The 13,891-nt window shown below is 54.7% G+C and carries 13 protein-coding genes; 11 read left to right on the top strand and 2 right to left on the bottom strand.

The window, feature by feature from the left end; translation table 11 throughout:
- Nucleotides 1–45: 45 nt before the first annotated feature.
- The 7 genes from TALK_RS18715 (at nucleotide 46) to TALK_RS18685 (ending at nucleotide 7,555) form a co-directional block, all read left to right on the top strand.
- The gene (locus tag TALK_RS18715) at nucleotides 46–1,119 is read left to right on the top strand and encodes an ABC transporter ATP-binding protein (RefSeq protein ID WP_085620684.1); all 1,074 of its coding nucleotides are present in this window, start codon (nucleotides 46–48) and stop codon (nucleotides 1,117–1,119) included.
- The gene (locus TALK_RS18710) at nucleotides 1,119–2,039 is read left to right on the top strand and encodes an ABC transporter permease (RefSeq protein ID WP_085620683.1); all 921 of its coding nucleotides are present in this window, start codon (nucleotides 1,119–1,121) and stop codon (nucleotides 2,037–2,039) included. The genes TALK_RS18715 and TALK_RS18710 overlap by 1 nt, the downstream gene beginning before the upstream one ends.
- Nucleotides 2,039–2,881: an ABC transporter permease gene (locus tag TALK_RS18705; protein ID WP_085620682.1), complete on the top strand. Its 843-nt coding sequence runs from the start codon at nucleotides 2,039–2,041 to the stop codon at nucleotides 2,879–2,881. The genes TALK_RS18710 and TALK_RS18705 overlap by 1 nt, the downstream gene beginning before the upstream one ends.
- A 33-nt stretch (nucleotides 2,882–2,914) precedes the next feature.
- Entirely contained in the window at nucleotides 2,915–3,958 is a 1,044-nt protein-coding gene (locus TALK_RS18700) for an extracellular solute-binding protein (protein WP_085620681.1), read from the top strand.
- A 12-nt stretch (nucleotides 3,959–3,970) separates the two neighbouring features.
- Nucleotides 3,971–4,783, top strand: a complete 813-nt coding sequence (locus TALK_RS18695) for a carbon-nitrogen hydrolase family protein (protein ID WP_085620680.1) — start codon at nucleotides 3,971–3,973, stop codon at nucleotides 4,781–4,783.
- A 3-nt stretch (nucleotides 4,784–4,786) separates the two neighbouring features.
- The gene (locus tag TALK_RS18690; protein WP_085620679.1) at nucleotides 4,787–6,151 is read left to right on the top strand and encodes an aminotransferase class III-fold pyridoxal phosphate-dependent enzyme; all 1,365 of its coding nucleotides are present in this window, start codon (nucleotides 4,787–4,789) and stop codon (nucleotides 6,149–6,151) included.
- A 333-nt stretch (nucleotides 6,152–6,484) separates the two neighbouring features.
- Nucleotides 6,485–7,555 carry a cytochrome-c peroxidase gene (locus tag TALK_RS18685; RefSeq protein ID WP_085620678.1) on the top strand — a complete coding sequence of 357 codons (1,071 nt, stop codon included), beginning with the start codon at nucleotides 6,485–6,487 and terminating at the stop codon, nucleotides 7,553–7,555.
- A 151-nt stretch (nucleotides 7,556–7,706) separates the two neighbouring features.
- Here the strand turns inward: TALK_RS18685 and TALK_RS18680 are convergent, their stop codons facing one another.
- The gene (locus tag TALK_RS18680; RefSeq protein WP_085620677.1) at nucleotides 7,707–8,633 is read right to left on the bottom strand and encodes a LysR family transcriptional regulator; all 927 of its coding nucleotides are present in this window, start codon (nucleotides 8,631–8,633) and stop codon (nucleotides 7,707–7,709) included.
- 132 nt (nucleotides 8,634–8,765) lie between these two features.
- A complete protein-coding gene (locus TALK_RS18675) occupies nucleotides 8,766–9,260 on the bottom strand; it encodes an RrF2 family transcriptional regulator (RefSeq protein ID WP_085620676.1) in 495 nt (164 codons plus the stop codon).
- Nucleotides 9,261–9,470: 210 nt separating this feature from the next.
- Between TALK_RS18675 and TALK_RS18670 the strand changes: the two genes are divergently transcribed.
- The 4 genes from TALK_RS18670 to TALK_RS18655 all read left to right on the top strand — a co-directional run bounded on the left by TALK_RS18670 (nucleotide 9,471) and on the right by TALK_RS18655 (nucleotide 13,882).
- Nucleotides 9,471–10,493 carry an NAD(P)/FAD-dependent oxidoreductase gene (locus TALK_RS18670; RefSeq protein WP_085620675.1) on the top strand — a complete coding sequence of 341 codons (1,023 nt, stop codon included), beginning with the start codon at nucleotides 9,471–9,473 and terminating at the stop codon, nucleotides 10,491–10,493.
- A gap of 202 nt (nucleotides 10,494–10,695) precedes the next feature.
- A complete protein-coding gene (locus tag TALK_RS18665; protein WP_085620674.1) occupies nucleotides 10,696–11,481 on the top strand; it encodes a DeoR/GlpR family DNA-binding transcription regulator in 786 nt (261 codons plus the stop codon).
- On the top strand, nucleotides 11,478–12,602 hold the full coding sequence (locus TALK_RS18660) for an ABC transporter ATP-binding protein (protein WP_085620673.1): 1,125 nt from the start codon (nucleotides 11,478–11,480) through the stop codon (nucleotides 12,600–12,602). Before TALK_RS18665 ends, TALK_RS18660 begins: the two co-directional genes overlap by 4 nt.
- A gap of 14 nt (nucleotides 12,603–12,616) precedes the next feature.
- The gene (locus TALK_RS18655) at nucleotides 12,617–13,882 is read left to right on the top strand and encodes an ABC transporter substrate-binding protein (RefSeq protein WP_085620672.1); all 1,266 of its coding nucleotides are present in this window, start codon (nucleotides 12,617–12,619) and stop codon (nucleotides 13,880–13,882) included.
- Nucleotides 13,883–13,891 lie beyond the last annotated feature (9 nt).

Below are 13,891 nucleotides of genomic sequence, written 5' to 3'. Positions count from 1 at the left end.
TAGCGTGAATAGACAATTTCAGGGGGTATCATCAAAGGGGATCAGATGACCAGCTCCGACATCGCAATCGATATCGACAACGTTGTTAAAAGATACGGTGCCTTCACCGCCTTGCACGGCGTTTCAATGCAAATTCACGCCAATGAATTCTTTACGCTTCTGGGGCCGTCGGGCTGTGGCAAGACAACCTTGCTGCGCAGCATTGCCGGCTTCGAGGATGTTAACGAAGGCGCCATACGCCTTTATGGCAACGATATCGCCCCCCTGCCGCCACATAAACGCCCGATCAACACGGTGTTTCAGCAATACGCCCTGTTTCCGCATATGACCGTCACGGAAAATGTGATGTTCGGCCTGCGACGCAGCGGCTGGTCACGGATAGAGGCGGCAACGCGCGCCGATGACGTCCTGAAACTGGTTCAGCTTTCCAACTTTGCCGACCGCAAACCGGCCCAGCTTTCAGGCGGGCAGCAACAGCGCGTTGCTCTGGCCCGTGCGCTCGCCCCGCGGCCCAAGGTTCTATTGCTTGATGAACCGCTTTCGGCCCTTGACCTTAAATTGCGTCAGGCCGTCCGGGTCGAACTGAAACAAATCCAGCGCGAAACCGGCATTGCCTTTATCTTTGTCACCCATGATCAGGAAGAAGCCCTGACCATGTCAGACCGGATTGCCGTCATGTCGTCGGGCCATGTGCAACAAATCGGCACCCCACGCGAAATTTACGAAACCCCGATCAATCGCTTTGTCGCCGATTTCATTGGCGAGACCAATCTGCTGAACGTCACGGTCCAGTCAGTTTCTGAGGGCACAGCACAGGTCATCCTGCCAAGCGGCCATCCGTTTAGCTGCCCGGCCGCCACAGTCAACAGCGACGGCACCGGCCATCTTTCGGTCCGCCCGGAACGCATTGAACTTTGCCCCGCTGGCGGCGGCGATCTGGATGTGAAAGTCGAAAGCCAAGTCTATCTGGGCACCGACATTCAACTTCATACAAGGGTCGCAGACGGCGAAAAAATGATTGTTCGCCTGCAAAATGCGCAATCAACCATCTTGCCTGAAATCGATACGGTTGTCGGGCTTAAGATCGAGGCAGGTGCCGCACGCCTGCTGGCAGATTAATGGCGGCGGGCGCGCCGGACGGCGCTTCATCAAAATCAGACATCTATGCCGGTAACGGCCCTCGCCTGATGTTGCCGGTATGGGTATTTATCGGCCTGTTCCTGTTACTGCCGGTGGCCCTGATGGGGGTGTATTCCTTTCTGACCAAGGAATTTCGCGGCGGCGTGATCTGGGATTTCACCCTGACCGCCTATGACCAGTTTTTCCTTGATCGTGGCTTGTTCGGGGATGATCCGGCCAAAATCGAATGGACCTATATCGGCATTTTCTGGCGATCCATCTGGCAGGCCGGGATGGCCACCATCATGTGCCTTTTGATCGGTTTTCCCACCGCGTGGTTCATTGCCACGCGCGATGCCAAAACCCGCAGCATCTGGCTGTTTTTGATCACAATCCCCTATTGGGTCAATCTGTTGATCCGCACTGTGTCGATGAAATTCCTGATCCGCGATACCGGGCCGCTAAATGAATTTCTGATGTGGTCCGGGGTGATCAACGAACCACTTGGCCTGATTAATACCAATTTTGCGGTACAGCTTGGTCTGTTTTACAGCTATCTGCCGTTTATGGTTCTGCCGATCTATGCCGCGGTTGAACGCTATGACTTCTCGCTTTCCGAGGCCGCAGCCGATCTTTACGCCAATGTCTGGACCATCTTGCGGTTGGTGATCCTGCCCGTCGTCAAACCCGGCATTATCGCGGGCTGCATTCTGGTCTTTGTTCCCTCGCTTGGCGCGTTTCTGGCCCCCGACCTTCTGGGTGGTGCCAAAACCTTCATGATCGGATCGCTGATCGAAGAACAGTTCAAAGGCAATGCCGGGAACTGGCCATTCGGGGCGGCGGCATCAATGATCCTGCTGTCGATTGTTATGGCGGTGCTTCTGATTTACGCCCGCAGTCAAACAAAGGGAGACAAATAATGGCTTCCAAAAAATATCTGCTAAAGGCTCCCAAAAACGATCTGCGCCGCCTGCCCGGCTTTACCACAGTGACATTGCTGTGCCTGTTCATCTTGTACGCGCCATTAATGGTTGTCGCGATTTACAGCTTCAATGCATCGACCTCGATCACCAATTGGGGCGGCTGGTCCTTGGCATGGTATGGCGATGTCTTTTTCGGTCCCGAAGCCGCCAAATTTCAACAGGCGGCCATCAATTCCCTGATCATTGCGGTCTGTGCCGCCTTTGCCGCCACCATCATCGCAACAGCCGCCGCGGTTGCAATGAACCGGACCGGGGCATTTCGCGGCAAAACATCGGGCTTTATGCTGATTAACCTGCCCCTGATGGTGCCCGAGGTGGTGACCGCCGTCGCCAGTCTGGTGTTCTTTTCGACCATCGGTTTTACCACGGGGCTTGGCACCATTTTGCTGGCCCATATCGTGTTTTGCATTCCGTTTGCCTATTTGCCGATTTCGGCCCGGATGCAAAGCGTTCCCGACCTTTATGAACAGGCCGCCATGGATCTGTATGCGACCCCGCTTGAAGCCTTCAAGCTGGTTCTGTTGCCGATCATGATGCCGGGCCTGATGTCGGGCTTTTTGCTGGCCTTCATCATCTCGCTTGATGACTTTCTGATCACGAATTTCGTCAAGGGTGCTGGCATCGAAACATTGCCCACTGCGGTCTTTGGATCGGTCAAACAGGGCATAAAACCGAACATTATGGCCATTTCCACGCTGATGCTTGGCGTGTCGGTGGTCTTTGTCTCCCTGTCATGGCTGATTGGCCGGGCGGGGCAATCACAACAAGAAACCAAATAATCACCCACCCGAAACTTTATCGGAGGCTTCAAAATGAAACACTTATTGACTGCAACGGCATTTGTTCTTGCCATAGCCGGGACGGCTAGCATGGCTGGTACGGCCCATGCCGAAGGCAAACTTTCCCTGTATCACTGGTTTGAATACATCCCCCAGGACCTGCTGGATAAGTTTTCCAAGGAATATGACGTCGACGTCACCATGGATACGTTTGACAGCAACGAGGCGCTTTTGGCGTCGTTGAAGGCGGGTAAACTTGGCAGTTACGATCTTGCTGTGCCCGGCGATTACATGGTCGATATCCTCAGACAAGAAGGCATGCTTGATACCTTTACGGCTGCTGAAATGCCAAATCTGGGTAATATCGAAGACCAGTGGTTAAACGTTCCCTTTGATCAGGGCCGCAAAAGCACCATCCCCTATCAGTGGGGATCGACATCATTTTCGGTCAATCGCGATGTCTATCAGGGGCCGATTGATACCACCGATATCGTTTTCAATCCGCCCGAAGAACTCAAAGGCAAGATCAACGTCCTTGATACATCTGGCGAAACGCTGACGCTGGCATCGCTGCATCTGGGCATTCCGCAATGCACGTCGGACCGCACCCAGCTTAAGGCGCTGAACGATCTGGTGATGAATGCCAAACAATACTGGGCATCATTCGGGTCCGATATTGCCAAGGATGTTCTGGTTTCCGGCGATGCGGCAGTTGGCATGATCTGGTCAGGTTTCTCGGCCAAGGCACGCGCCGAAGGCGCCAATGTCGAATATGCATTCCCCAAACAGGGTTACATCGTCTGGATGGACAATGTTGCGCTGCTTAAAGATGCACCGAACCGCGACAACGCCCTGAAATTCATGAACTTCCTGCTTGAACCGGAAAACGCCGCCGCCGTGACCAATTACGCAAATTACAGCGCAGGCGTCAAAGGGGTCATGCCGTTCCTGACGCCAGAAGTTGCCAACAGCCCGGAATCCAACCCGCCCAAAGGCCAAAAAGGCGTCTTTGTCCAAGCCTGCCCCGAAGAAGTGCAGGTCATGTATGACGCCATCTGGACCAACCTGAAGAAGTAAGGCCAAACACCCATGAAAATCGCACTGTATCAGGGACCGCCGACCGACGGTGATATCGAAAGGACGTTGTCCCGAATCAACAGCCAGTTGCAAGCCGCCGCAACAGCAGGTGCGACCATGGTGGTTTTTCCCGAACTTTTTCTGCCCGGCTACAACCGGCCCGATCTTCATCCGCGCCTTGCCCAGACACAGGGCGGGGCGTGGATAGAACACCTGTCATCCATGGCAATAAATGCCAAATGCGGCCTGACCATCGGCTGGGCCGAACGCGACGGTGACGGGCAAAACGAAGATGGTAATGCCAATAGTGACGATCATCATGGCAACACTATTTACAACGCCGCCACCTGTATTGATGCCAATGGCAAAATGATTGGTCATTACCGCAAAATCCAGCTTTTCGGGCCGATGGAAAATCAAAGCTTTTGCCCCGGCACGGATTATTGCGTTTTTAATCTGGACGGCATCCCGGCGGCACTTCTGATTTGCTATGACGTTGAGTTTGCCCCGCATGTCCGGGCTTTGGCGGATCGGGGGGTGAAACTGATCCTTGTTCCGACCGCCAACCCAAAGGGGTTTGAACATGTATCACGCGTGATGGTCCCTGCGCGTGCCACAGAAATGTCGATCACCATCGTCTATGCCAATTATTGCGGCACCGAACAGGGGCTGGAATTTGCCGGCAGGTCGCTGATCGTTGGGCCGGATGCCAATATCATCGCAAGCGCGGGCACATCCGAAACGCTTCTGGTGGCTGCCATCACCAACCCGATCAATAGCGCACTGCTTTCAACACAACTTTCCGATTTCACAAAGGGTTTCTGAACCATGACCCCACATCAAAACCTTTCTACCGATGATGTTCTTGCCGCCGATGATCACCTGATCCAATCCTTTGCCGATCTTAATGCCCTTAAACAGGATAATGCCCGCACCGTCATCGTCAGTGCCAAAGGCCCGATGGTCCGTGACAGTACTGGCCGCGACCTGATCGACGGGATCGGGGGATTGTGGTGTGTCAATGTCGGGCATGGTCGCCGTGAAATCATTGATGCGATCAGCAACCAGCTTGAAACGCTTGATTTCTATTCAACGTTTTACAATTTCACCCATCCCGCCGCCGCCGCCCTGGCAAGCAAGATCGCAAGTCTGGCACCGGGCACCTTAAACAAGGTGTATTTTGCCAATTCCGGTTCTGTTGCCAATGACACCAGCATTCGCATCCTGCACCATTACAACAACCGTCTGGGCCGCCCGAACAAAAAGAAAATCCTCAGCCGGATCGGCGCCTATCACGGGTCAACCTATCTGGCGATGACGATGACCACGCCGCAATATTCCGAAAACTGGGACACGGTGCCCGATCTAGTCCATCACCTGCGGTCGCCGCATTTCTGGCGCGAAGGCGATGGTATGACCGAGGCCGAATTCCTTGACAGGCTTGTCGATGACCTGAAACAGACCATCGAAACCACCGGGGCTGAAAATATCGCCGCCTTCATCGCCGAACCGATCATGGGGGCCGGTGGCGTCATTGTCGCACCCGCTGGTTATCACGCCCGCATGGCGGCGGTTTGCCGCGAAAACGATATCAAATATATCTCGGACGAGGTCGTTACCGCCTTTGGACGTTTGGGGCATTTCTTTGCCTCCAAAGATGTTTTTGGTGTGCAGCCCGACATCATCAACACCGCCAAGGGCCTGACATCGGGTTATCAGCCGCTTTCGGCTACGATCATCTCGGACGAAATTCATGATGTTATTTCCGGCCCCGGTGGCACATTCCTGCATGGCATGACCTATTCCGGGCATCCTGCTGGCGCCGCCGCCGGACTTGCCAATATCGCGCTGATGGAAAAAGAAGGCATCCCCGAACGGGTCCGCACCACTGGCAAACAGTTTGAAAATGGCCTGCGTGCCCTTGGCGATCTTGATATTGTTGGCGATGTGCGCGGCAGCCACTTTATGATCGGGATTGAGTTCGTCCGCGACAAAGCTACCAAGGCCCCGTTTGACGCGGCCGATCAAATCGGCCTTAAAGTATCGCAAGCCGCACAGGAACGCGGCCTGATTGCCCGCCCGCTGGGTAATATCCTGATCCTGTCGCCGACCCTTGTGATGACCCCCGATATGATCGATCAGGTCGCCGATATCCTGCGCGACAGCATCATTGATGTTCAAAAGACGCTTTAACCACCCCACAAACAGGCAATGGCCGCGATACCCATCGCCGTGCCATTGCCTGTGATTCGTTATTCTTTCCGATATTGACCGCTACTTGTCTGAATTCACCGGTATTTTCCCGCCAAATACGCCTCATATAAAGATTTTTTAAAACCCGATGCCGGTTCAACCGCTTGAATAAAACTGTTGAGATTCAACCGTCGGCAGAGCGGGTTATTCTTATTCAAATCCATTCTATCTAACTGAAAAAAATACTACATTCTTATATTGATATATATCAGCGATGGCGGTGCAGCATTTTGGTTCCCTTCTCTAACCAAGTCAGTTTTGGGAGAGAGTAAGATGAAACCGCGCCATATCCTGCAAAGTACCGTTGCCATCGCCGTCGTATCCTTTGGCATGACAAGCCCCGTACTTGCTGCCAGTCCGGCAGAAATTCGTGCATCCGCGCTTGAATATTTCGAAGTCATCCCATCCATGGTTCCCGCCGTCAAAGACAATGCGGTCACCCGGGAAAAGGTCGAACTGGGCAAGATGCTGTTTTTCGATCCGCGCCTGTCGTCCAGTGCGTTGATTTCGTGCAATACCTGCCACAATCTTGGCATGGGCGGGGATGACAACCTTGAAACATCCATCGGCCATGGCTGGCAGAAAGGTCCGCGTAATGCGCCGACCGTTTTGAACGCCGTATTTAACGAAGCCCAGTTCTGGGACGGCCGCGCCGAAGACCTTAAGGCACAGGCCAAAGGCCCGGTTCAGGCCGGTGTTGAAATGGCCAGCACGCCCGAACGCGTCGTCGAAGTGCTGAAAAGCATGGATGACTATGTCAAACATTTCACCGTTGCTTTCCCCGGCGAAAGTGACCCCGTTACATTCGATAACATGGCCCGCGCCATCGAAGCTTTCGAAGCAACCCTGATCACCCCGGCATCCCGGTTTGACCAGTTCCTCGAAGGCAATGACGCCGTCATGAACGAAAGTGAAATGGCCGGGTTGGAACTGTTTATCGATACCGGTTGCGCATCTTGCCATAACGGGGTCAACGTCGGTGGCACCGGCTATTATCCATTCGGTGTGGTTGAACAGCCCGGATCGGATATTTTGCCGCCCGATGACAAGGGCCGCTTTGCTGTAACCCAAACAGCGACCGACGATTATGTGTTCCGCGCCGGGCCGCTTCGCAATATCGAACTGACGGCACCGTATTTCCATTCCGGCAAGGTCTGGAACCTGGAACAGGCGGTTGCAATCATGGGATCAAGCCAGTTGGGAACCGAACTTGACGACGACCAGATCAAGGCGATTACCGCCTTCCTGATAACCCTGACCGGCGAAGCACCACGTGTGGAATACCCGATCCTGCCAGTCAGCAGCCCAACCACACCTAAACCGGCCACGATGGTCGCAAACTGATCCCACAGGGGTGTGGATAATCAGAAAAGTCACGCAGTGATCCCCGACATACTGCACAACCACTGCGAACCTGCCGCCCGGTACAATCCGGGCGGCATTTCTTTTGGGACAATCCCATCGTGATCCCAGATCCTGAGCGGTCAGGTCAGGTTCACGTCAGTTTTAGCTGCCCCGATTGATGCCCCTGCGCGCCACTTAGCAACAGGGCACGGCTTTTATACATCTCGGCAACCCAGTCGGTGGCTTGTTTGATGCCATCGGCACCGCGCAAATCGCGATGCACGATCAGCCAGATATCAGAATCAAGCGGTTCGATTGGTTTGCTAATGCGCGAAAGCGCCGGATCACGATCCCCTAAAAAACACGGCAAAATCCCCGCCCCGATGCCTGTGCGCAAGGCCTGTTGCAGCATCGCGGTATTGCCTGCGCGAAATTCCGGCTTGGTGCCCGCCAGATGTGCCAGCACCCAGCGTTGACTTTCATACAGATCAAATTCCTCGGACAAGCAAATCCACGGGGCATCGGCAAACACCGCATCGGGGTCCATGGCGCGCATGTCTTCGGCCAAATCCGGCGCGGCATAGACCGCACAGGAAACAGTTCCCAACCTTTTGGTGATGAAATCCCCGGTCAGGGGCAAACCATGGCGCACGGCAAAATCGGCTTCGCGCTTGGTCAACAATTGCGTGTCATCGGATTGGCGAATTTCAAGATAAAGCCCGTCAGGCCGGGATTTAATCTGCCCCGACAGAAAAAGTGCTGACCATGCACTGGCGCTTAGTCGAACATGCCGGTCCCGAATACCCGAAATCGCATCGCCCTGTCGGTGAAAGGCAAAGGCGGCTTCTTCCATTGCTTCGGCGCGCGGGCGCAAATCACGCCCGGCTTCGGTCATGCGAAGACCTTCGGGCAGGCGATCAAACAACACCACCCCCACCGCGGTTTCAAGGGCGGATAAATGCCGCCCCAATGTTGGCTGACTAACGCCAAGTTCCTGTGCGGCGGCGCGCAAACTGCCGGTTCGCGCCAAGGCCAGAAACACACGAATATGATCCCAATCCGGATTTTTTGTCGTCATCGAAACCTCGGCCTTTGCGGTAAAATCATCCGCTTGCGATACAAATCTGAATAACAGATTAGAAGTTATTTCATCTGCTATTCATTATTGGATCACCAGCCGTCACGCAAGCCAAGGTTGCGCAATGCCCGATCAGGTATCTTTTGCCGCATGGGTATGTCCGGCGATGGACCAGGGATTTTTGCCATCCGCCTTATCGCCCGTATCGGGCCATCGCCGATCAATATCGGCGGCCAAATCGGCCAGCGTCACCGCGCCGAACCGTTCCATCAAAAGATTTTCCGCGGCCTCGAACGAACTGCCAAGGGCGGCATTGACCGCCTGTTCGACCAAACATTCAGAATGTTCAACCGACACACCAACCGCAAAAATCGACGGATCACCCAAGGCGTGGTGGATATCCAAAAAGGTGATTTGCGACAATGCACGCTTGATCACCCAGCCGCCGCCACGCCCCTTTTCCGACTGCACATAGCCGGCATCACGCAGGCCCGCCATGGTCCGCCGGACGACCACCGGATTGGTACACAGCATTTGCGCAATCATGTCCGATGTCATCGGATCGCCATGCCGATCCATATGGATCAGGACGTGCAACATACGGGAAAGGCGGCTATCGCGGCGCATGGGTGGTTTCCTTGGTTCGGCACTGAAAGACTAAAACGGACAGAAATCAACGGCTCAAACTAGCGTCTCCCCGGCCTAACTCGCAACACAAAAAGTTACAAGACGCTTGACTCTGCTTTTTCACGAAACTTATAAAGTTACATGAATTGGCCGCTGCCATCACACGCGGTGGATCAACACCATCCCATATCCCAATCGGAGACATTGATTATGTCCGACGCCCCCAACCATGCCCAACCGCGCCAACATGCCCCGCTTTCGTCACATATTCAGCCGCCCCGCCCGGACCCGGAAAAACTGTATGACGTCATCATTGTTGGCGGTGGTTTCGCCGGGTTATCGGCGGCCATGCAACTGGCCCGCGCACGCAAGGAAATCTGCATCATTGATGCCGGTCAGCCGCGCAACCGTTTTGCCGCCGCATCACACGGTTTTTTCGGTCTGGACGGCAAAAGCCCGGCTGAGATCAGCCGCATCGCCACCGATCAGATCACAGCCTATGCCACGGTTTGCATCGCGCATGGGACGGCAAGAACCGCCACCCGGCTTGGCAAGGATGGCGACAATGGTAATGGTGATGACAGCCGCGATACGCGCTTTAAAATCACCCTTGAAGACGGACGCCGTTTACAGGCCAAACGCCTGATCCTTGCTACCGGGGTCCGCGATACATTGCCCGATACCATTCCCGGCCTGATCCCGCGCTGGGGGAAAACCGTTCTGCATTGCCCATATTGCCATGGTTACGAGGTCCGCGACCAACCACTTGGCGTTCTGGCCACCGGGCCGATGTCGGTTCATCAGGCCATGATGATCCCCGACTGGGGCCCAACCACATTTTTCACCCAAGGCATATATGAACCCGAACCAGATATGCTGGCATCCATGGCCGCACGCCGGATCACCATCGAACGCAATCCGATCATGGAACTGATCGGCGCATCCCCGGAACTGGACGGCATCAAACTGACCGATGGGCGGACCATCGCCATCAAGGCATTGTTTGCCGGGCCACATGTTTCAATGACCAATCCGCTGGCCGAAATGCTGGGTTGTGCCTTCGAAGATGGCTTTACCGGACCATATATCAAGGTCGATAACTCGCAGGAAACCAGCATTGCCGGTGTTTTTGCCGCCGGGGATGCCGCCACCGCGCGCCATAATGCCACGCTGGCATCGGCGGCGGGTGTTCTGGCCGGGGTCGGGGCGCATCAATCGCTGATTTTCGCATAGCGCGGCAACCACGCACAGCAACCATCAGGTTTGCCGTAACGCCATGATTTTCAAAGGGTCGCCCAGCATTCCGGGCGGCCCGATTTGGTTTTCCCGCCCCAAGAAATCAACATTCATACGAATGTCACTCTTCTGAAATCTTAGTGACAACGAAGACCTATATGATCGCAATCACGTTCAAAACAACAAACCAAGCGATCAAATGAACATCTCGACCCGGCAACGCGATATCATCGACATTCTGCGCCGTGATGGCTTTGCATCTATTGATGCACTGGCCGATCATTTTGCGGTAACGCCGCAAACCGTGCGCCGCGATGTCAACAATCTAAGCGATGCCAATCTGGTGCGCCGGCGTCATGGCGGGGTCGAATATGCCGGTGAACCGGGCATGAACCTGTCATATGACAGCCGCCAGGTGACCAATATCGCCGCCAAGCACGCAATATCACTACATGTCGCGCAATTGATCCCGGATGGGGCATCGATCCTGATCGGAATTGGCAGCACGCTTGAATTGCTGGCACTTAATTTGGTGGATCACCGCAACCTGACCATCATTACCAACAATCTGAATGTTGCGATGGCGCTGGGCAACAATACCGGCAACCGCATTGTTATTCCTGGCGGCACATTGCGCCTGCCCGATCGTGATCTGATCAGCCCCGATGCCGAGGCAATGTTCCATAACTATAAGGCCGATTTCGGCATTTTCGGCGTCGGTGGGATCGAACCCGACGGCACATTAACCGATTTTGACCACCGCGAAGTCGCCCTGCGTCAGGCGATCACGCGCAATTGCCGCAATTCCATTCTGGTTGCCGATCAATCGAAATTTGGCCGTCCGGCCCCGGCCAAGGGCGGGCATATCACCGATCCCGACATCATCGTGGTCGACCAGATGCCCGGCGAGGTTTTCACCACACTGTTCGAACGCACCGATATCCTTGATCGCCTGCAAATAGCAAAAAGCGAAGTTCTGAAATGACGGTCCAAAAACCCTTTATCCAGATCGAAAACGTGTCGCGTGTCTTTGATGGCAACAATGGCGTGCATGATCTGTCGATTGACATTCCGCGCGGCAGTTTTGTTGTGCTGCTGGGGCCGTCGGGCTGTGGCAAATCAACCACGTTGCGTCTGATTGCCGGTCTGGAAACGGCCGATCAGGGCCGCATCCTGATTGATGATCAGGATGTCACCGCCGTACCGCCCTCCAAGCGCGGCTTGTCGATGGTGTTTCAATCCTATGCCCTGTTCCCGCATTTAAGTGTGGCGGAAAACATCGTTTTTGGCCTGAAAGTGCGCAAATGCGACAAGGTCGAAATGGCAAAACGCCTTGCCAATGCGCTTGACGTTACCGGGCTTGAAGGATTGGAAAACCGCAAACCATCCGAACTTTCCGGTGGTCAGCGCCAGCGCGTTGCCCTTGCGCGTGCGATTGTCGCCGGTCATCCGCTGTGTTTGATGGATGAACCGCTGTCAAATCTGGATGCCAAACTGCGCCATTCCGTGCGCAAGGATATCCGCGACCTGCAACAACGCCTTGGCATCACGGTGGTTTACGTCACCCATGATCAGACCGAAGCCATGAGCATGGCCGATATCGTCATCCTGATGAAAGATGGCCGCATCGAACAGGCCGGAAGCCCCGCCGATCTTTACTTAAAACCCGCCACATCCTTTGCCGCCGGTTTTGTCGGCAGCCCGCCAATGGGATTGTTACCGGCAACCATCTTGGCGCCTAAGCTTTTGCCCATCGGCGCACGTGCCGAAAACCTGATCATCGGCATCCGGCCCGAAGATTTGAAACTTCAAACCAAGGCACCCCGCCATGCGGACAACATCCCCGCACAGGTCGTTTCAACCGAGTTTTTAGGCCCGGAAACTTTTGTTTATTTGGCGATTGATGGCACGGACGGCGCAACCGCCCGCCTGCCCGGTCGCGTCCATCTTTCGCCCGGGACGCAAGTCTCGCTCAGTTGGGCTGGCGCTGCGGCCCACTGGTTTGATCGCGAACGCGGCCATCGCCTGTCTGCGGCAATGCCCGACGATGCAACGCAAACACATTCTGTTTTCCTTCACAACGATCCTGCAATTCCGACACTGTAAAAGGACTGAAACCTATGCGTAAATCCATCACCAGTGCCGCCTTTGCGGCCGGTCTGCTTGCAACTTCTGCCATTCCGGCATTGGCGGCAACCGAACTGACCATGTATTACCCAATTGCCGTTGGCGGCGCGTTGACCGACGTGATTGACGGTATGATCGACGGTTTCGAAGCCGAACATCCCGACGTCAAGGTCAATGCGATCTATGCCGGCAATTATGACGACACCCGCCTGCGTGCGGTTTCCGCAATCAAAAGTGGCGATCCGGCACAGCTGTCGGTGATGTTTTCGATCGACGTCTATGACCTGATCGAACAGGATCTGATTGTTCCGTTTGACGATGTTGTCAAAACATCCAAAGACAAGGAATGGCTCAGCGGGTTCTATCCGGCCCTGATGGCCAATGGGAACGTCGATAACAAAACCTGGGGCATCCCGTTCCAGCGTTCAACCATCGTCATGTACTATAACAAGGACATGTTCCGCGAAGCCGGTCTTGATCCTGAAATGCCGCCGAAAACCTGGGAAGAAATGGTGTCGGCTGGCAAGGCGCTTGCCAAGGACGGCAAATGGGGCCTGATGGTGCCATCAACCGGTTATCCATATTGGATGTTCCAAAGCTTTGCCATCCAGAATGGCAAGCAATTGATGAATGCCGAAGGTACCAAAACCTATTTCGATGATCCGGCCGTGATCGAGGCGCTTGAATACTGGCGCGGCCTTGCGACCGATGAAAAAATCATGCCCGAAGGCACGATTGAATGGGGCACGCTGCGTCAGGCCTTCGTTCAGGGCCAGACCGGCATGATGTGGCATTCAACCGGCAATTTGTCGGCTGTTAAAAAAGAAGCCAAATTTGACTTTGGCGTTGCCATGCTGCCTGCCCATAAAAAACCGGGTTCCCCGACCGGTGGCGGCAACTTCTATATGTTCAAGGGTTCCAGTGCAGAACAGCAGGAAGCATCGCTTGAACTGATCAAATACATGACAGCACCGGAACGTGCGGCAGAATGGTCCATCGCAACCGGTTATGTCGGGGTCACCCCGGCTGCTTATGAAACCGATGCGCTGAAATCCTATGCCAGCGAATTCCCGCAGGCCGCGGTTGCCCGTGATCAGCTTGACGTCGCGATCCCGGAATTTTCGACCTATGAAACCGCACGCGTTCGTGAATCACTAAACAACGCCATTCAGGCGGCCCTGACCGGTGAAAAATCACCGAAACAGGCCCTGACCGATGCCCAGGAAGATGCCAACCGTCTTCTGAAGGCTTTCCAATAAGCCGATCTG

It is taken from the genome of Thalassospira alkalitolerans (genome assembly GCF_002115745.1).
Lineage (GTDB): Bacteria > Pseudomonadota > Alphaproteobacteria > Rhodospirillales > Thalassospiraceae > Thalassospira > Thalassospira alkalitolerans.
The sequence above is the reverse complement of the archived record's forward strand: the minus strand, read 5'-3'. Positions and strand labels throughout refer to the sequence as shown.